Raw genomic sequence first — 19,737 nt, forward strand, 5'->3', positions numbered from 1 at the left:
CAAGAGAAGTTTAAAAACTTCTCTTGTTTTTAAATATAGATAATTAGTGATATTAGATTTTTCTAAGAGGTGTTTGCATGAAAAAAATCATTTTTATTTTAATGGCAGCAACGCTGGCATTAACTGCATTTTTATCTTTAAATATTTTTAAAGAATATAAAACACAACAGTTATTCTATAAAAATACAACTAGTATTACTTTAAATTTTGAAGAAGAGAAAAGTTACACTAAGAATTACATTGAATTTTTACAAAGTTTATCAAAGAAATATAATGTGAATATTTCAAAATACATATACCCGGGAGAAAATGATTTACATATTTTTACAACTGATACTAGTTTAAATAACCATATCAAGTTAAAATCAGGGAGGTTTCCAGAAGTAAATTCAAACAAATTTATAAGTACTTCTGAAATTGAGAGCACAGATCAAATTGGTATTATAAAAAGAATAGATTCGAAAACTAAAATAACTATCCAACCTTTAAGTACAGATGAAAATTTTGATGGAAGTGGTATGTACTATATCTCGACTCAAGATAAAGAAAAAATAAGTGCCATGTTAAAAGAACTAAATGAAAATGTAGCTAAAACAGAAATTTTCGGCGAAAATAAAGCTGACTTTATAGATTTACTTGAGAGCAATGTGTTTCAGATGTTTTGTATATTTTTGATTGTATTATGCATCTTTGTTGCGATTATCCACTATATCATTCGTAGATTGAAAGATATAGCTATCATGCAAACATTGGGCTATACAAGAAAAAAAATAGTTAGCTTTTTTATCTTTAATTTAGGGAAAATCATGATGCTATCAAGTCTTATGATTTATGTATTATTTATTATGTATTGTATATTTACAGATAGTACGGATTTTTATTTTGAATTATCATGTATTTTTTGGATTATAGCAATTACATTGAGTTTTATTTTAATTATACCTATCACAATAATTACGATAGTAGCCTTTACTAAAAATATAAATGTTTCAAAAATAAAAGGTAACAAGCCATATATATTAGTTAGCACATTAAATTTCACTTTAAAATTTCTATTTATAGTCGTAATGTTATTGTCCACGTATCATTGGAACATCCTATCGAATGAACTCAATCAAAAGGTAGATAATTTATCTAATTGGTCAAAAACTAAACATATTTATAAAACTCAAGTTACTTTCGCTAAGGGCGACGATTTAGGTGCGGAAGAAAAAATTAGCAAAAAAATGAAAGACCTTTACTTGGATATGGAAAAACAACATGGTGGCTTTCTAATTAGCACGTCAAATTATGACAAAATAGATGGAAAGTATATCTATGATTTAAATAATGAAAATGGGGATCCGAAGTTAGAACCTTCCGGAAATAGTGTTACTATAAATTCAAACTATTTATCTTATAATCCTATTAAATCAGTTGAAAAAACAATCAAAGAGCAAATTGTTCATGATTCGAATACTATGAATATATTAGTACCTGAAAAATTAAAGGAATATGAGAAGGAAATATATAAGAATTATAGAAAACATTTTTATTTCCAAAAAGTTGAAGTTGATAACATTTATAATGAGGAACTAGGAAGAGAGAAAAATAATACTAAAGAACAAGAGTTAAATATAAATATTATATATGTAAAAAATAATCAAGATTATTTTACTTATGATTCAACTATAAAAGCGGAAGATAAAAATCTCATTAGAGATCCTATTGCAATTATTGATACAGGTATCTTCAATCAATCCTTTTATTTGTCATATGTTGCATCTGAATTTTATTTTAAAACTGATAGTGAGCAACCATACGATAGTATAAGGGCTACTATTACTAAAAATGAGGCTCAATCAACTATCCAAAATATCACCTCAGTATATGATCGTTTAGCGTTTGAAATTCAAAACCTAAAAACAGAAAAAGAAAAGTTATTGATCGCAATGATTATATTAATCGTCTCGAATTTTCTAATAACTTATAACACTATTTCTAGTTACTATGAAAAAAATAAGTTCAATTTGTATATTAAACAGTTATTTGGATTTAGCGCTATAAAGCGCAATAAAATTATGATTACTTTATTGTTATTAGTAAATATTATACCTATTATATCTGTATCTATATATGTTATTGATACTTATGTGATTTCTATAGGTATTTTGATTCTAATCTTAGAAATTTTAATAAGCTATTTCTTTGATAAGAAATTAAGCAATCAAACATTCAATGCTATCATAAAAGGAGAACATTAGTAATGATTGAATTAGTGAATATAAATAAGAAATTTGGTAATAAAGTTGTATTAAAAGACTTCTCATTGAAGATTGAAGATACAGATTTCATCGCAATCGTTGGGGAAAGTGGAAAAGGAAAAACGACGTTATTAAATATTATTGGCTTATTAGAACAAAGCGACTCTGGAGATATAATTATAGAAGAACAAGTGAATCCAAACAAAAAGCAAACCTTACTATTGCAACGTGAAAAATTAGCGTATCTATTTCAAAATTACGCTTTAATGGAAAACGAAACGGTAGAGAAAAATTTATTAATAGCCCTAGAATATCAAAAAAATATTGATAAAAGAAAAATAATAAAAGAAGCTTTACAAAAAGTGAATTTGCTTAATTATGAGAAGAAAAAAATTTTTGAGCTTAGTGGTGGAGAACAACAAAGAATCGCTTTAGCAAGAATACTCATTAAAAAATGTGATTACATTTTAGCTGATGAGCCAACTGGTAATTTAGATAACAATAATCGAGATTTAGTGTTTAATATATTAAAAGAACTTAATGAAGATGGAAAAACGATAATATTTGTTACACATGATATGGAATTGGCCTCTAGAGCAAAAAAAATTATAACAATTTAGCGCAGGTTAAAAAGAAACTATTTTTACCCATACTATTAAAATAGTATGAGACTGATATTAATGCATCATTTCCAAAACGAAAGGACGATTCTTATGTATTTATAGAATCGTCTCTTCGTTACTATACGTATCCTTATTAAAGGCATTAAAATGGGTCCTGGTGCAAAAAATCGAGAAGCTGATATTGTGTATGAAATATTGTATAAAAGAAGCTTATAACGATTTAATAGTGATGAATTATTAAATCAGTTGGAATCTGTTCGTAAAAAAGTAAGGTATGTAGAAAACAGCGCTAGTAATTGGTCTATGATTAATCCCACTCTGTTCTTAATTTAAGGAATTCCAAAACGTTCTAACTTTAGTTGGTAAGATCTCAGGTATATAAGGCGTACCGCCAACATTTTAACGAAAATATACGCTAAGCAAAATTCGACATGAGAAAACGTTGATTTTACTACTCTAAGCGATATCACCAGTAGGTATTTGAGACAAATGCACTTCAATGTAAAAGGTGCTGAAAAGAGCTTAAATAGTGTCTCAAAACTCATCTTTAAATCAAATTCTCAATTTAACTCGTGTTATGGAGTTTTGAGAATCCCTTAGCGTATAAAAACGTTAAAATGTGCGTCCTACCCCTACTTGGTAGAAAGCATTAAAAAAGAGCCCTTTGGAAAGGGTTCTTTTTTAGTGAGGTAAATAATTTCAACTTAGTTCCAATAAATTAGTAAAGATATTGATGTTATTTTGCTAAATTACCAGTAAAAACCCATCCATTAACTTCTTCACCTAAAGTATTTATATACATTATAAATGACCAATTTCGTTTTTTTTCAATAATAATGACTGGCTTATTACAAGGTATACTATCAATTGTTCCAGAAATACGTTGATGTGATTGGAAAACCGGTGTTTCTCGATTGGTCACACGTATTTGATTTACAGCTGAAAGAGCCATTCCAAAATCTTTTTCTATAGATTGTTTTAATTGTTTAGCATTTTCTTTAGGCTTCTCTTCTGTAAATTGTGAAACATGTAAAACCTTCTCTTTCCAGATATCTTGAATGGCAGGTGGTAATAATTTCCATCCATCAAGGGCAATACGATACATAAAAACAAATATACAGCTGGTGCTTTTTCTTTTAAAGTAGTTGGTGCATTCATAATCTTTAAAGCCCAGTCATTTATAATGTCCATGACGTTTTTTACACTAGTTTCTTCCTGTATAGAAATAATCTCTTGTTGGATCTCCTCTTGTACTTCTCCCTCTTCTAGGAAAGTCTGAATCTCGCCCATATCAATTGTCGAAAGTAATTGAAAAGTAGATGATAGTATCTGTACCATACGAAGTGCATTTTGTATTATTGTAGAATTAGACATGGTATCTAACATGGGCATTGTTGTTTTATAGCTTCTAATTAATTCATCTAATTTCAGCAATTGATCTGTATTTGGTAATAATTGTTGCAATGTTATCTGATTCATTCCTAGATTGTTCTTTCCCACTTGTATCCTCCTTAAGGGGGTACGGAAACGATTATAGGGATGAGGGGCCACTCTGGGATTTAATTACAGCAATTATTCATAACCACCTAAACGGTGACTATATTTTGTAAACAAGTTTATGTTTTTTCAAACTTTGCAACAGAACCTGCTTAGTTTATTCAAAAATTTTAAAGTTGGTTCCTAATTAAGGAGCCAACTTTTTTTATTTAATCTCCAAAATATGTAATTATGCATATTTTAGATTATTAAATCGCTATAATATACCATTTATTCTAGAATATTATGAGATTGTAAATTAAGGAGATGCGATATGAAACCTATTATTAAAGGATTAAGCATGAGTGTTTTAGCAATGAGTCTTTTACTTCCTTCTAGTGTCAGTTTTGCGGATGAAAACATTGATCCCAGTCAAGCAAAAAAAACTGTTGTTACATCAAAATCGCCATCATTAGATCCTGAAGATGGTTACCATGGATCAGATAGAACAATGCAAATTGTAGATCCTAATCACAAATTAGATAGGGACGGAGAAGCTTTACGTGGTGAATACGAGGAGAAAGTAGATGAAGATGGAAAAGGAGTAGGAAAAGCTGTTCTAAATGCGACAGGTGGAAATCCAACATTAGTATATTGAAAAATCTAAAGGTAATTTCCACTATTATCTGCCTTGGAATATTAGGATCTTGCAGTCAAAACAAACAAAATATCATACAAATCAATAGTACTTATCCAGAATTAAAAATAAATTATGATACATTTTATATGGCATCTACTTCTAATAATAAAATGTATTTGCCTGTTGCTGATGATAGTAAAGAAAGGCTACCTAATAAAATCCTTTCATATAACCTTTCAAACAAAGCAGAGGAAACTGTATTTCATTCAAAAATGGGTAGTGATGCAAATATACAAGGGGTACATGTTAATGAAAAATGGCTATTATGGAATGATAAAAATGCTGTTGGCTCAAAAACTGTTCTTTATGGAAAAAATTTAAGTAATAACAAACAAACTAAAATTCATAAAACTAATGAAATTATAGAACCGTACCTTTATAAACATTATGTATCCTGGATGGAAATTAATGATCAGAAGAAAAATGCGGCTATTATACTATATGATTTAGAAACCAATACACAAACACAAATTGCCACCGTAAATTCCTATGACACAGCTAGTACTACTCTTCATATGAATGAAGATAAATTAATCTATACGAACTCTAACGAAAAACAAACTACCCTAAGCATATATAATCTTAATAGTAAACATACAAGCACTTATTTAGTTCCACAAAATAATGTTTTAGCACCTAGAATTGTGGGTGATAAAATCGTCTATGTGAGCCTGTCTATCGATGAAAAAAACACTAACACTCAAATTGAAAATTATTTTATTTTGGATATAAACTCTAAACAGTTAACGCCTCTTTCTATTGAAGGTGTAAATAACAAGCAAGGGGAAACCATTGGGGCTCTGAGTGCAACTATGAATTATTGGGCTTTTACTACAGACGATCAAAAAGTTTGGGTGTACCAATTTAATAAAGAGGGTTACAAAAAAATCAAATTGGACATTCCAAATGTATTTCAATTACGCATGTCCGAAAATGGGGACACTAATATTATATGTGACAACCCAGATACTTTTCCAGAAAAAGTGCACGATTCTATCGTATCTGTTTCATATACTAAATTAACAGCTAAATTCCAAAATGAAAAAAACGAATCCTATATTAAGTAGAAGTTGGTATAAACATATATAATTATTTTATTTATAAAAAGTAAAACTAAGTTCATGACTTTGTATCTTTTATAAAACTAGTTTCACCTTTACAAAAATTTAAATATCAAAAAATGTGTACTTTTACGGACATAGCTTGTATCCCTATAAAATCAAGGGTTATCACGTTTATAAATATGATTGAAAACATTTATAAACACTTGTTAAGTGATTACAACCTTTATAAACTTCTTAGCGTACAATTTTCTCGAAATGATATGGAATGTAGTTTCAGTGAAAGTTGATGTAGATACAAAAGAAGCTAACGAAAACATTAAGGAATTAAATACTGCAGTTAATAACTGTGTGTTAAACCGTTAGAACGATTAGAATAGAAACTCGGAAGATTCTTTGTCTTCTCCCATCCTCTTTAGAGCTGTCACTTCGGTGATGGCTTTTTGTTCATTAAAATAAAAGGATAATTATGGTTTATGTTGAATGAATAGATTGGGAAAGGGGGATAAATTATGCAATATGAAGAAATGTTGAAAGAATTAGCGGTAGCGGGAATATATACCGAAAAACAAATTTCTAATTTGTTATGCAATAATAGAAAAGAATTAACTATTTTATGCGACTCTGTAACAAAGTTCGGTGAATCTGAAACAGAAAGATTTAAAGTGATGGGTAAATACGAAATATATGTTCATAATAATCAAGGTTACTCTTATCATGCACCATCAAAAAAGACATTGGTTTATATTATAGAAAAGATTTAAAAGCATCCAAAACGGGTGTTTTTTCTTTGTTATATAGAAATTACACATTAATTGACAAAATGGACATTTGATTCCTAACATGTTTATAGGAATTACTGTAAGAAAATAAGCACATCTTGTTATAAAAACAGATGTGCTTATTTTTTAATTTCTATGCATTTTTACGTTTTAAGAAAATTACTCCACCAACTATTAACAACAATGCGCCTGCAGCCATAGAGATCCAACTTGTAAGGTTAGTACCTGTTTGCGGTAACCATCCAATTTTAGATTGAATTTCTTTCTTAGGTTGTGGTTGTTCTTTTAGTTGCTCTGATGTTGGAGTGTTTTTATCTGGATTCGGCTGTTCTGGTTTAGGTTGTTCCGATTTTACCTCTTTAAATTTCACTGTTTGACCCATATCTTCAATGTCAGAGTGAATTGCTACTAAGACATTATCTTGATACAGTTCTTCAAATACTACTACTTCTTTACCTTGTAGTTCAGAAGCATTAAATGTGAAGGCTAGTGTGATAGAACCATTTTTCTCTTTTGCAGTAAACTTAGATTCTGCTGTTACTTCTTGACCATTAACTAATAATGGTTTGTTTGTTGCTTTATCCATTAGTTTACCTTTTACAACGTACTCTTTACCCACGATTAAGTCTTTGTATTCCACTTTATCTTGGATAGTTACAGATTTAGAAGCATCTAACTCTTTAGAACCATCAGCTTTGTTTGTAGCTGTTGTTTTAATTGAAGGTTCTACGAATCGAACTGTTTGTCCTTCATCATTGATGTCAGCGTGAGTTGCAATTACTTGACCTTCATGTAATAAGTCTTCAAACACTACGACTTCTCTTCCTTGCTGTTCAGCGCCAACGAAAGTAAAGTCTAATGTTACAAAACCATTCTTTTCTTTTGCAGTAAACTTAGTCTCAGCTGTTACTTCTTTACCATCAATTAATAATGGTTTGTTAATAGCTTTGTTCATTAGTTTACCTTTTACAGTGTACTCTTTACCAACAACTAAGTTAGTATACTCTACTTTGTCTTGGATAGTGATAGAATCGTTTGCATGAATCTCTTTTCCACCATCAGCTTTGTTTGTAGCTGTTGTTTTTACTGAAGGCTTAACAAACTTAACTGTTTGACCTTTGTCGTTGATATCAGCATGTGTTGTAACAATTTTTCCGTCTTTCAGTACATCCTCGAATACTACTACTTCTTTTTCTTCTAAACCAGTTGCATCAAATGTGAAGTCTAATGTAATAGAACCATTTGCTTCTTTTGGTGTAAACTTAGTTTCAGCTGTTACTTCTTTACCATTTACAACTAATGGTTTATTAGTTTCTTTATCCATTAATTTACCTTTTAAAGTGTACTCTTTACCTACTTGTAGGTCTTTGTATTCCAATTTATCTTGGATTGTTACAGACTTAGAAGTATGCATTTCTTTTGTACCATCGTTTTTATCAGTAGCTGTTGTTTTTACTGATGGAATCTTTTCATCTTTGACAATATGTTTAATGATTTGACCATTCTCTTTGATCTCAAAAGAGAACGTTTCTTCATTCAATACATAACCTTTTGGTGCAACAGTTTCTTTATATGTGTATTTTCCAAATGGTAACTTTTCAAACTTCGCGATACCTTTATCGTCTGTTTTTCCTTTTACTATTTCTTTTCCTGCTTCGTTATAAATAGTAAATTCTGCATTTGGAAGCTTGTTGTTTCCATCAGCTACATCAACTTTTGTAATTTCTAGATCACCTTTAATAAGATGATTAACTGCTAATAACTCAATAATTTTTCCATGTTCCTTTATTTCGAACACAATTGGTTCTGTAATAAGAACGTAACCATTCGGAGAATACTTTTCTACAAATGAATATTTACCATACGCTAAATCTTTGACGTTAACTTCACCATTTTTATCTGTCTTATATTCGCCAATTACTTTCCCGCTTGCATCTTTTAGCTCGAATACTGCACCTTCTAATTTTTTACTGATATCTTCATTATCTACTTTAAGTAATTTTACACTACCTTTCACTTCTGTATTTTCCACTGTAAAAGTAAGTGTTTTATTGTGTTCTTTAATTTCAAAAGGATACTTTGTTTTATTTCCAATATATCCATTAGGTGTTTTTGTCTCTAAGAAATAATATTTACCATACGTAAGACCATCAACATTTGCAACTCCATTTTCTTTTGTTACTACTTTTTTCACTTCTTTACCATCTTCAGTGAAGACTGTGAATTCAACATTTGGTAAAACCTTTCCTGAATCACTAAGTTTTTTAATTTCGATGTTACCTTTTACTTTGTTGTTTACTACTTGAACAGCCCCTATTTCCCCTGTCTTAACTTCAATAGTTTGTGGTTTATCACCTGAAACATAACCTGTTGGTGCTTTTATTTCTTTTACTGTGTAGATACCAATTGGTAGGTTATTTAATTCTGCAGTACCATCAGCACCAGTCGTGATTTTTCCAACTGATTCATTATTTGCATTAAAGACTTCAAATACTGCACCAGCTAAAACTTCCCCATTTTCTCCAACCTTTTGAATTTTTAAAGAACCAGCAGCTTCCCAATTTACTGCAAGGTCACTACTAAGCTTCTCCTCATTTCTTTCTAGTAGTACTGTAGCATTCTGAACAGTATCAGTACCGCGGTAAGCAATTGCTTGAACTTTTGTCAAGTTAGCAGCAACACTTAGATTAAATTCGCCTGTTTTTGTATCTTTAGGAATCTGGATACGGAATTTTTCCCCAACTGAAAGCTGATCTTTCACTTCTCCATTTTCACTAACAATTTTAACTCCATTAGGTGCATTTTTCGCTACTACCTTATAAGAACCACTCTTAGCATTTGTTTGTACTGTGTATAGGCTTGTTTCAAAAAACTCACCCTTTAACTCAGCCTTTTGCTTTTCAGCAGGAATCACATTCATAAAAATATCTTGAGTATCTTCACTTGTATTTGCAGCATTAATAATTGCCTTAGCCGCTTTTTCAACATTTTTATTCTCATGCTTTAATTCATTTACATCAAGTTGACCTAATGCATTCCAAACCGCAAGCTGAGTTGCATAATGTGCTTCATTCTTATTAGCTACTCCCAGCTGTTCAGTACTTTTTTGTGGAAAACCATTTAATAAGACCCTATATACTACATTATCTGTTTTCCCCATTTCAGGAAGATCTTCACCATTTGGTGATTTTAATCCAAGAGTTAAGCAATAAGCAATTTGACCGCTTGAATTTTTAATAATTTCGGTTCGAATGTACTTACCTAAACTGTTGCTATAACTCCAGTTCATTGAATACTTTTCATGCGTCATAACCTCCGCATTTGCCTTCGGTAGAAACACATTAAAGAATAATGCTAGTACTGATAATAATGCAAAAACTCTTTTAACAACTCTTTTTCCCAATTTTAAAACCTCCCTAGATAAAATGAATTTGGTTAATTATTAAAATATTAAAAATAATCACAACAAAGATATTTCATATTATAAGACATAAAGTTACAAACATTACATTATTTTTACAAATTATTTATTTTCTCAACATTCATTATAAATTACAATATTAAAACATATCATTTCACAAAAGTAACAATATTCGGGGTACCTTAACAAAATTAGAAGATGGGTAAAATACTAGAATAACATTAGTTGGAGTACGGAAACTATTCTGGGTATGAAGGACCACTACAAAGATATTTTAATATGTAAACAGATATTTTTAGCTTGAATATAAGGATTAATAATGAAATTTTATTGCATTTACACCTGCAATGTTTATATCGAAGATAGTAAATTATGTTATTATAGGATTTTTCTATTAGTTTACGGGGAATTTGCATTATTATGTGACAATAAATATCATTGTATTTAATATAAAATGATAAGAAAAAAGGGGGGTTATGCAACTAATTATTAGAACTTTCAGTCAATGAGCTATACTAAAATTAGTAAGAAGAATATGAGTAAAAAAGTAGCAACGTTATTACGAAGTTCGACTATTGGTCTAAGTATCCTAGCATCTCAATCATAACCTCTTGAATACTTTTTCGTTTTTAAATAAATTGAACTAACAAAAAAATAATAATTTTTAATTTTTTCTTTGTAATTTAATAAATTACATGTTAATATGGCGAAGGTTATAAAATAGATTTCGCCATATACAATGTTTTTTCGGAATATTCACTCCAGAGAAACGTAACTATTTCAGTAATTCGTTTCATGTTTTACCTATACAAGGGCTACTTTCAATTTTTTTGTTCATAAGTAAAAGTAACCTTTTTATTTCTATCTTCCTCATCGGTTCTAATATAAATGGTAAAAAAGCACTTTTTCAAGTGCCCTTCCTTTTCTCTTTTAAAGATAGAAAATCTAATAAAACCAAACACCTAGATTAAACACATTCATAATCCTACTTACAAACTCTCAGAGAGGCATAAACTATGGGAATTCCTACACTATTATTAAATACCTTTATTATTATTATTTGTATCCTTAGTTACCAAGTATTTTGGCTGGAACATAAAGAAAAAATGGCATGTAGTAATATATTAATTTCTGTTCTTTCCTCCATTGCAATTATTTTTTGTATGACTTTCCCTTTTCATTTACATGCTGGGTTTATTTATGATTTACGTTTTATTCCCATCATATTAGTTTTTCTATATGGAAATACAAAGAGCATTATTTGTATTGGAGTTTTATATCTTTCTTATAGATTTTACTTAGGTGGAAGCGGAGTCTTCCCATCATTTATTATCTTTACTATTATTTCTGTTATTACAATCATGTTTCATTACTTGTCACCTGCTTATTTCAAGGAAAAGAAGATATTATTAAGTAATCTACTTATTTTAATATGTACAACTTCCCTTTCTATCTGCGGTATTGTAACGCAAATAAATACAGGTGGTAAAATTGACTCTACTCTCATCGAATTTTTACTTAATTATATAGTCATAAATATTTTCACAGTATTATTATCAGTTTATTTAATAGAAGGAATGATCGAGAAATATAAAATAAAAGAAAGAATACAAAGAGCAGAAAAATTTTATATAGCTAGCGAACTAGCTGCATCTATCGCGCATGAAATTCATAATCCACTGACCACGGTACATGGATTCACTCAATTACTAAATGAAGATGAGAGTGCTAAGATGTCTCAAGATAAGTACTTAGAAATTATGTTACTTGAAATGCAGCAAATACAATCTACTATTAATAACTATTTATCTTTAACCAAACCACAAAACATTATAAAAGAGAAACTAGATATTAATTACATATTAAATCAAGTGAAAGATACTATTTCACCACTCGCTCTTTCATATAATGTTGAAATAAAGCAGCATATTACAACAGATTCCCTTTATATAAATGCTAATCCTGAAAAATTAAAACTATGTCTAACCAACATCATACAAAATGGAATTGAGGCTATGAAAAATGGTGGAGTATTACAAATAAATATACAAAAAATAAAAGATAATATTGTAATTGATATTATTGATACAGGAATAGGAATGTCTTCCCAACAAATAAAACGTATTGCCTTGCCATTTTATTCAACAACAGAAAAAGGTACTGGGCTTGGTACTATGATTGCGTACAGTATTATTAAAGAATTAAACGGAGATATAGAGATAGAAAGTAAACTAGGAAAAGGAACACACTTTTCTATCACCATCCCCTGCTAATATAATAGAAGATTTATTTAAATGATAATGTTTGCTCCGTATTTACTAATATGAAATGTATTAAATAAACAAATAAACAGAGGACGTAAATAATGCGTCCTCCTTTTAGTTCTACCCTCCATAATTCAATACTACTTCCATTTGTTTCGCCTTCGATATATCCCAGAAAAGCTGAATTCACTTTATTTTTTATCGTTTTTAGCCAAGAAGACTCTTTCCCCAATTTTTGTGTAGGTGTATAACACCAACAAATTGGTGGGAGATGAAAAGTCTAATCATATGTTTATGTTTAAAAAGGGAGGACCACCACATCACCATTAAGCTAGGAAATGTAAATACCCCCTGAACTAAATCCTCAAAATAACTAACTGTAGAAAAAGATTATTTTCATTTCTCCCTATTATCGCACTAAAATCATAATTGGTACTAGCTTATTTTACAATCCGGTTACGGATTGCTATTACAACTGCCTGCGTACGGTCTTCGGCACCAAACTTTTGAAAGATGCGGTGAACATGTGTCTTGACCGTACTTTCACCAATATAAAGCTTTTTGGCGATTTCTCCGTTACGCAATCCGTACGCCATCTGTTGTAGCACTTCCAATTCCCGATCCGTTAACGGCTCAAACGGCTGGGCGTCAGAAGTAAACTCCGCTGCCTGCTGCAACTGTTGAGATGAGCGGACGACCTGACTGATCACTTTTGCGGCGACCGTTGTACGGAAAATTGCTTCACCTTTCCACGCAGCTCGAATGGCATCTACGAGCTCTTCTGGCTCCGCATCCTTAAGTAAATAACCTACCGCTCCCGCCCGAATGCCGTCGTAAACATAATCTTCCTGATCGAACGTGGTCAAAATTATGACTTTGCACAACGGATTAACCTCAATTATGTTACGAGTAGCTTCAATCCCACCGCCCTCCGGCATTTGGACGTCCATCAGTACCACATCAGGATGAATACGATTAGCCAACAAAGCAGCTTGGTTTCCGCCAGCTGCTTCCCCAACAACCTCCATGTCCTCCTGTGCGTTTATAATGAACCGTAAACCATGTCGGACCAACTGCTGATCATCCACAATTAGGACCTGAATCGAATGCATCGTCAATTCCCTTCACCTTCCTTTTATCCATCCTCATGCAGCGGCATTAAAACTACGAGCTTTAGGCCATGGGGATCTACCCCATGAATCCGTAAAGTCCCGCCTGCTCTCTCACTTCTCGCCTTCATGCTCGTCAGCCCTAAACCGGACAAAATTGGAGTTCTATCAGTCCATATCCCATTGTCAGCTACCGACATTGTCAGTACTCCCTCACTTTCCGAGACCTCAACATCAACGTGGGAAGCATGAGCATGACGGATAACATTGGTGAGCGCCTCCTGAAGAATCCGGTATAAAGATTCTGAAATTTCCGGATTAATACTACTAATCGAACCATCTACAGTAAGTGCAATGTCTAAGTGCCCCTGCTCCCGGACTTGCTTCACCAAACTTTGCAAGGCTACCAAGCCAAGCCCCGCTTCATTAACCGCCATCTGGTGAACGACCGTACGTACGTCCTGCAAGCAGCGACGTGCCACTTCCAAAGTAGTTTTCAGCGAAATATCTGCTTCCGCCGCATCTTTTTTCATGATATAAGGCAGTGCCTGAAGCTGAACGATAACTGACGTTAATCCATGTCCGATGCTGTCGTGAAGATCACACGAAATCCGATTTCTCTCTTCCAGTACAGCAAACCATAGCAAGCGAACAGTCGCCTCCTCCAAATCTTGGTGTGTCTGTTGAAGCTCTTTATGAGCCTTCTCCAATTCGGCATGTACTTCCCGCAACTGTTCGTAGTGTCGTTTGCTCGTTTCGGTCGCTTCCCGTTTCAATCTCGCTCCCCAAAACATCACGTAAGTACCTGCATGCACGATTGAATAGACAAGAATCTTTTCTGTTTGCTCTCTCAGCAGAAAGAAAACAAGTGCATCCGCCGCGATTATAGCGCCTGTTAACAAAACGGATGATTTGGTGGGCATCCGTAGTACTATATATCCTACAAGATATAAGACGAGGACGACGGCTGTACTTTCCGCATCAAAAATTACCCAATACATTGCCGTCAACATCCACGTTCCAATAACGGAAGCAATGCGGGTACGTTCACCCCACATCCTTTCGGGTAGCCAAAGTAGAGCCAAATAAGCACAGCTGACTAGCAATCCAGCTGCCAATTTAGGAAAAGATGTTACTTTTGCTTTCCCTATGAAGAAGTTGTACAGCAACAACAAACTTAAAATAACAGTTCGACTACGATTGAGCACATATTTCCCTAACGCTGCAAGCTGCCGTTTGATTTGCATATATGAGCCTCCCGCAGAATTGTTATTCCTATTATAACAACTTACACACCAGCTAACTAGCAGCTCTGTCCCCCCGTTAGTTGTTTATATTTCAAGTAGATAACATAACGACGGGTGATAACACTGCCAAGCGGAATAAACAGCAATGCTGTACTTAAGGAAAGCAAAGCATGTTGTGCTCCCCAACTGCCCACAAGCAAGCGTAGCAACATGACTACCAGGAAAATAACGACGCCGGCAATGGAACCTTGTGAGGTTGCTTTCCCCGTTACTGGATTGATACATACTTTCTCCAGCTTTCCTCTCCATGCGCCGATTGTTAGCCCGACAAACAGACAGATCAAATAAAGAAAGAAACTACCTCCGCCCAAATCAATCAGTTTCATGCTGGAAAAAATTAAATAAACGAATAGTGCCGGTGTAATCCATAAACGGGACGGCCGGATTTCTTTCTCCCTTAAAGATAACAAAATGACAATAGCCAAAATGATGAGATAATTAATCATGTTTTTCCTACTCCTCTTCCTTTTTTAGGGTACATAATCAGTGTAACCACCAGCGGCCAAATAAAAGTCCATCTACAGGTTGATTTTTTCGCTCCATCTTCAGATTGAATACCAGCAGTTGATTGATTTCACCCGCTGGCACACGTATGTTGTCGGATTATCCCAAAACAGTTTTTATGGCTCTAGTACAAAAACTATAAAACGTATGCTGTGAATCTATAAAGCATAAAGATACTGATATTAATACTTAAAAAATAAAAAATTAGATATTTTTTTATGAAGTCAACAAAATAAGTATAATTTAATCAACTGAATGTTAAAATTTCACTCGAAATTCTCTTTATATTCATAAAGGAAAGCTCTTAGTGTTCTAGGCTCTTTCCCAATTAATTCTTTCACAGTGTCTGTTGGATTTTCCTGAACTTTTATTGACATAGTCTGGATTTCCACAATGTGATTTGCTAACCAAATGGGCATTTGTTCATAGTGAATTAGATTCCTCCTTAAGTTCTTGCACCAGAACCATGAATTGTATAGATGCAGTAACAGCATAAAAAACAAAACAGCTACCATTCGTGAACTACCCGCCACTTAACGTCCTTGCGGACAGTTTGAAGTGGGGGCTTCTTGGGAAGTAGATACTTTTATTAGCTATCTATATTTACCAAGCTATAAGGGCAGTCCCTGCACACGCTTGAGGAAGGAGAATTCTTTCGTATACTTCGTTAAAGTAGCTGTTTCCTAATCTATTCATCTCCTATGCATTTGTAGTAATGTTATAGTTAAATTTTCTAAATCTCCATCATTTTTTATTTCCTGTATGACTTTTCCTTCTTTCATAAAGAGTATCCGATCACCAATTTCAGCAGCTACATCCATCATATGTGTGGAAAAAATAATCATTGTACCATTTCTTTTTAATGTCTTTACTATTGTTAAAAATTCATTTACCCAATACGGATCCAGCCCATTTGTAGGTTCGTCTAGTATCAAAATTTTAGGGTTTCCAAGACACGCTTGTCCAAACAAAATCCTCTGTCTCATCCCTTTGGATAATCTATGCAAGCGTTCATTTTGTTTCTCATTTAATCCTATTGTTTTAATAACTGCTTGTACTTTTTCTTTTCCTATATTTCGAAAAGCTGCATAAAACAATAAAAACTCTTGAACTGTCATATCTTGCTGTGCATGAAAATCATCTGGCATATAACCTATTTCACTCACATACTGTTTTCTATCTTTCTGTAATTCTATATTACCTAATTGAACGGTACCAGTTGTAGGAGTTGTAATTCCAGCTATAATATCAAGGAGCGTACTTTTCCCTGCTCCATTCCCACCACATAATACGATACACTCTCCTTCTTTACTTTGAAACGAAATCGGAGATAATGCTAATTTCTTTTTATATCGTTTACATACTTCGTTAAGATTTAATACTGTCATTTTTTTCTTCTCCTTTCCATTTGCCATCCCGCCACAAACAAGAAAATGGTTGTATAGATAATACCATATATTAATAAAACTAAAATAACAGCATTACTTTGAAGAAACATAATCAGTTGATCATATGCTTGTCCAAATATTGCTCCACCACCTAATTGAATTACAAATATAATTCGAAGTAATTCAGCTGGGTTGCAAAACAATAACATTTTTATTAGTGGTGCAATCATCGTATATGGAACAAAATTAAGGATACTAATTAAAGCCGTTGGCCACATCATAATAAGAAGGAACCAAACTACAATACTCATCGCTAAAGCTTGCCACCTTGTTATAGAAAAAGAACCGATCGTTATTCCTAGCAATAAAAATAAAAAGATAAGTAAAACAGAGAAGATATACGTTGCTAATATCCAAAACATATCAAAATTACTACCGCTTAATAAACCAATTATTATACTTACTCCAAAACTCATTGAAAAAATAGCTGTTTGCGCTATAAATTGACCGATTGTTTTACCTATTACATATGAAGTACTCTTTAAAGGATACGTACATAAAAGTCTCCATTTCCCATTTTCCACCTCGCCTGCAATAGAAAATGCTCCTATAATTAACATAAGTAAAGGTACAATATATAAAATAAGGTTTACCATTGTCCCAGTTACATTTGTATACCCTGCTAAAGCCGGGGTATTTCTTTCCATAACAAATATTAAAGAAAACATAGTTATCCAAAGTAACAAAAACGTGTATGCAGATTTACTTCTTACTGCGCTACGCCATTCTGAATATAATATATTCCACATACCTACTCACCTCTCTACCGAAAAAGACAACCATAGTTGGTTGTCTTTTTCTAACTATTTTGTTCATAGTAATAGTCTCTTGTTAATGAGAATGTCCACTACCATGATCTTTCTTTTCTTTTCCCATCATCTCTTTATTCATTTCCCATTTGTGTTCCCCAAGTTCTTTATGAGAGAGAATTTTCCCAGTATGTTTTTCTACAAAACTGTCTGCGTCTTTCTTATCTTTAAAAGAAATCACATTATAAGCCATTGGAGTTTTAATCGTTTTATCATACACATATGTCGCTTTATCTACTGCAACCCAATCTTTTGTATTGTAATCTCTTACAAACTTTTCTTGTGTTTTTTCATTTTTATGCTCATCCATCCATTTATACATACAACCAATATCATCGAACTTTAAAGCTTTTCCATTTTCTAAAATTACCTCTGTTGCAAATTGATTATCCATTACTGCCATATTACAAACATCACACTTATCATTTTTTTCATTAATTGCAACTGCCTCAATCTCTTTCTTGCCACATCCTACTACTGCAAACACAAAACATAAACAAATAGCAAATAGCATATACTTTACTCTCATCAATTTTTCCTCCCTAAAAAGAACAATATACTTCCCATTAGTAACATGCTTACACTTACAACCAAAATGTTAGACTGAAATCCCATCCCCTCACCTTTTTGCGGAACAATTTTTGTCCTCATACTAGGCTCTTTGTCTAGCAATAAAGATTGATCTGGAATTTTTATAAAACTTTGCAAAATACGCATCCCTGGTGACTGAAAGAACAACTGATATTCTGGAATATCTTGTGTTAACAAAAGAAAATAGGCATCTGCTTTGTATGGAATATTACTAGTACCTAAACCATCTTTATCTACTTTTAAAGAAGCATCCCAATAATTTTTATAGATATTGTTTTCCCTACTTTGTGTAGCTTGCGACTCATTAACATTCCCTATCATTACATTTTGAGTAAATTCATTTGCACTGGCATCTTTAAATTGTAAACCGATAAAATTATTAAAAATTGCATTACTCATAATAAAATTGTGCTTTGCCTTTTCTACATAAATCCCTACTCTATTATTAGCAATTTCATTTTGTAAAACTTTTGTTTTTGTCGCATCATATAGTAATAAGCCTTGTGCATGAACATTACTTTTATTGTTAATAAAGTGATTTCCTACTACAGATGTTTCCTTTGTCCCCATAATCATAGCACCTGTTGTATTTTCTTTTGATATATTATTTTCAACAACCGTTTTGTCAGAATACATAAGATGAATGCCATAACGAGACTGCCAGATTGTATTATCCTTTATTGTATTATTGTCGCTTTGTTCTAAATAAACACCATCACGGGCATTTTGTATTTTGATGTTCTCAATGAGATTGCGATTGGATTTCCATAAATCAATTCCATTGGCACTTCCTTTTCCGATGATTACACTGTTCTCAATCTTTATATTTTTGGCATCTTCTAACTTAATCCCCATGTTTGACGTGCGAACTTCCAATCCACTAAAATGATGTTTTTCTCCCGATACAAATATCGCTGACTGATTTTCATTTTCATTACATTGTTCTATTTTCAAATCTTTAAGGGTAGTACTTTCCCCTTTTACCGTGATAATAGGAGCCTTACCGCAGGAGATTATCTTTGTATTCTTTTCCCCTTTTAATGTAATCGGTTTTGATATTTCTATAGTTTCATTATAAGTCCCACTTTCTAATTTAATGGTTTCATGTGGAGAAGCCGCGTCAATTTTTGATTGTATTGTAGACTCAGCATGACTACTAAATTTCGGAAAACATAATACTAAAAATAAAAGAAGAGAAAAACGGGTTATTTTCATATACAGTTCCCTTCTCTCAAACCTATTAGTTATTACTATATAAAAGAATACCAATGATTTGTGTGAAATTTGTGAAAAATAAACGTGTTTTTTGTGATACATATAAAGTTATTTTAGCCCAAGAGATTATAATAAACGCTTTTCAAAAAGGACAATGGCTAATTTTTGTGAGCTTATTAAGTTG

The 19,737-nt window shown here is 32.2% G+C and carries 15 protein-coding genes; 6 read left to right on the forward strand and 9 right to left on the reverse strand.

All coding sequences use genetic code 11. The annotated features are described in order from the left end of the window. Nucleotides 1–77: 77 nt before the first annotated feature. Together FT637_RS20770 and FT637_RS20775 are read left to right on the forward strand one after the other, a co-directional pair. On the forward strand, nt 78–2,243 hold the full coding sequence (locus tag FT637_RS20770; protein WP_193647903.1) for a DUF1430 domain-containing protein: 2,166 nt from the start codon (nt 78–80) through the stop codon (nt 2,241–2,243). A gap of 2 nt (nt 2,244–2,245) precedes the next feature. Continuing rightward, entirely contained in the window at nt 2,246–2,863 is a 618-nt protein-coding gene (locus FT637_RS20775) for a putative bacteriocin export ABC transporter (RefSeq protein WP_088037657.1), read from the forward strand. A 981-nt stretch (nt 2,864–3,844) separates the two neighbouring features. On the opposite strand, the gene FT637_RS20780 is transcribed toward FT637_RS20775, so the two are convergent. Continuing rightward, entirely contained in the window at nt 3,845–4,366 is a 522-nt protein-coding gene (locus FT637_RS20780; protein WP_227493891.1) for a hypothetical protein, read from the reverse strand. Between the two features lie 310 nt (nt 4,367–4,676). On the opposite strand from FT637_RS20780, the gene FT637_RS20785 reads away from it, so the two are divergent. The 3 genes from FT637_RS20785 to FT637_RS20795 all read left to right on the forward strand — a co-directional run bounded on the left by FT637_RS20785 (nt 4,677) and on the right by FT637_RS20795 (nt 6,867). Further along, nucleotides 4,677–5,000: a hypothetical protein gene (locus FT637_RS20785; RefSeq protein WP_193647904.1), complete on the forward strand. Its 324-nt coding sequence runs from the start codon at nt 4,677–4,679 to the stop codon at nt 4,998–5,000. Next, a complete protein-coding gene (locus FT637_RS20790) occupies nt 4,997–6,109 on the forward strand; it encodes a hypothetical protein (protein ID WP_193647905.1) in 1,113 nt (370 codons plus the stop codon). The genes FT637_RS20785 and FT637_RS20790 overlap by 4 nt, the downstream gene beginning before the upstream one ends. A gap of 506 nt (nt 6,110–6,615) precedes the next feature. Continuing rightward, nucleotides 6,616–6,867, forward strand: a complete 252-nt coding sequence (locus tag FT637_RS20795) for a hypothetical protein (RefSeq protein WP_193647906.1) — start codon at nt 6,616–6,618, stop codon at nt 6,865–6,867. A 151-nt stretch (nt 6,868–7,018) separates the two neighbouring features. On the opposite strand, the gene FT637_RS20800 is transcribed toward FT637_RS20795, so the two are convergent. Beyond that, complete coding sequence (locus tag FT637_RS20800) at nt 7,019–10,288, reverse strand: VaFE repeat-containing surface-anchored protein (protein WP_193647907.1); 3,270 nt, start codon at nt 10,286–10,288, stop codon at nt 7,019–7,021. A gap of 1,034 nt (nt 10,289–11,322) precedes the next feature. Here FT637_RS20800 and FT637_RS20805 point away from each other — a divergent pair. Beyond that, complete coding sequence (locus FT637_RS20805) at nt 11,323–12,579, forward strand: ATP-binding protein (RefSeq protein ID WP_193647908.1); 1,257 nt, start codon at nt 11,323–11,325, stop codon at nt 12,577–12,579. A gap of 431 nt (nt 12,580–13,010) precedes the next feature. Here FT637_RS20805 and FT637_RS20810 read toward each other — a convergent pair whose 3' ends face one another. The 7 genes from FT637_RS20810 to FT637_RS20840 form a co-directional block, all read right to left on the reverse strand. Then, complete coding sequence (locus tag FT637_RS20810) at nt 13,011–13,688, reverse strand: response regulator transcription factor (protein ID WP_309137446.1); 678 nt, start codon at nt 13,686–13,688, stop codon at nt 13,011–13,013. 17 nt (nt 13,689–13,705) lie between these two features. Beyond that, nucleotides 13,706–14,926, reverse strand: coding sequence for a sensor histidine kinase (locus FT637_RS20815; RefSeq protein ID WP_193647910.1), 1,221 nt, complete (start codon nt 14,924–14,926; stop codon nt 13,706–13,708). A 56-nt stretch (nt 14,927–14,982) separates the two neighbouring features. Next, nucleotides 14,983–15,432 (reverse strand): hypothetical protein, encoded by a 450-nt coding sequence (locus FT637_RS20820; RefSeq protein WP_193647911.1) that lies wholly within the window; start codon nt 15,430–15,432, stop codon nt 14,983–14,985. A 750-nt stretch (nt 15,433–16,182) separates the two neighbouring features. After that, nucleotides 16,183–16,878 (reverse strand): ABC transporter ATP-binding protein, encoded by a 696-nt coding sequence (locus tag FT637_RS20825; RefSeq protein ID WP_193647912.1) that lies wholly within the window; start codon nt 16,876–16,878, stop codon nt 16,183–16,185. Next, the gene (locus FT637_RS20830; protein ID WP_193647913.1) at nt 16,875–17,687 is read right to left on the reverse strand and encodes an ABC transporter permease; all 813 of its coding nucleotides are present in this window, start codon (nt 17,685–17,687) and stop codon (nt 16,875–16,877) included. The genes FT637_RS20825 and FT637_RS20830 overlap by 4 nt, the downstream gene beginning before the upstream one ends. An 82-nt stretch (nt 17,688–17,769) precedes the next feature. Next, the gene (locus FT637_RS20835; RefSeq protein ID WP_193647914.1) at nt 17,770–18,276 is read right to left on the reverse strand and encodes a nitrous oxide reductase accessory protein NosL; all 507 of its coding nucleotides are present in this window, start codon (nt 18,274–18,276) and stop codon (nt 17,770–17,772) included. After that, nucleotides 18,276–19,553 carry a nitrous oxide reductase family maturation protein NosD gene (locus FT637_RS20840; protein ID WP_193647915.1) on the reverse strand — a complete coding sequence of 426 codons (1,278 nt, stop codon included), beginning with the start codon at nt 19,551–19,553 and terminating at the stop codon, nt 18,276–18,278. The genes FT637_RS20835 and FT637_RS20840 overlap by 1 nt, the downstream gene beginning before the upstream one ends. Between the last annotated feature and the right edge of the window lie 184 nt (nt 19,554–19,737).

This window comes from Bacillus cereus (assembly GCF_015071065.1).
GTDB classification, from domain to species: Bacteria; Bacillota; Bacilli; order Bacillales; family Bacillaceae_G; genus Bacillus_A; species Bacillus_A cereus_BA.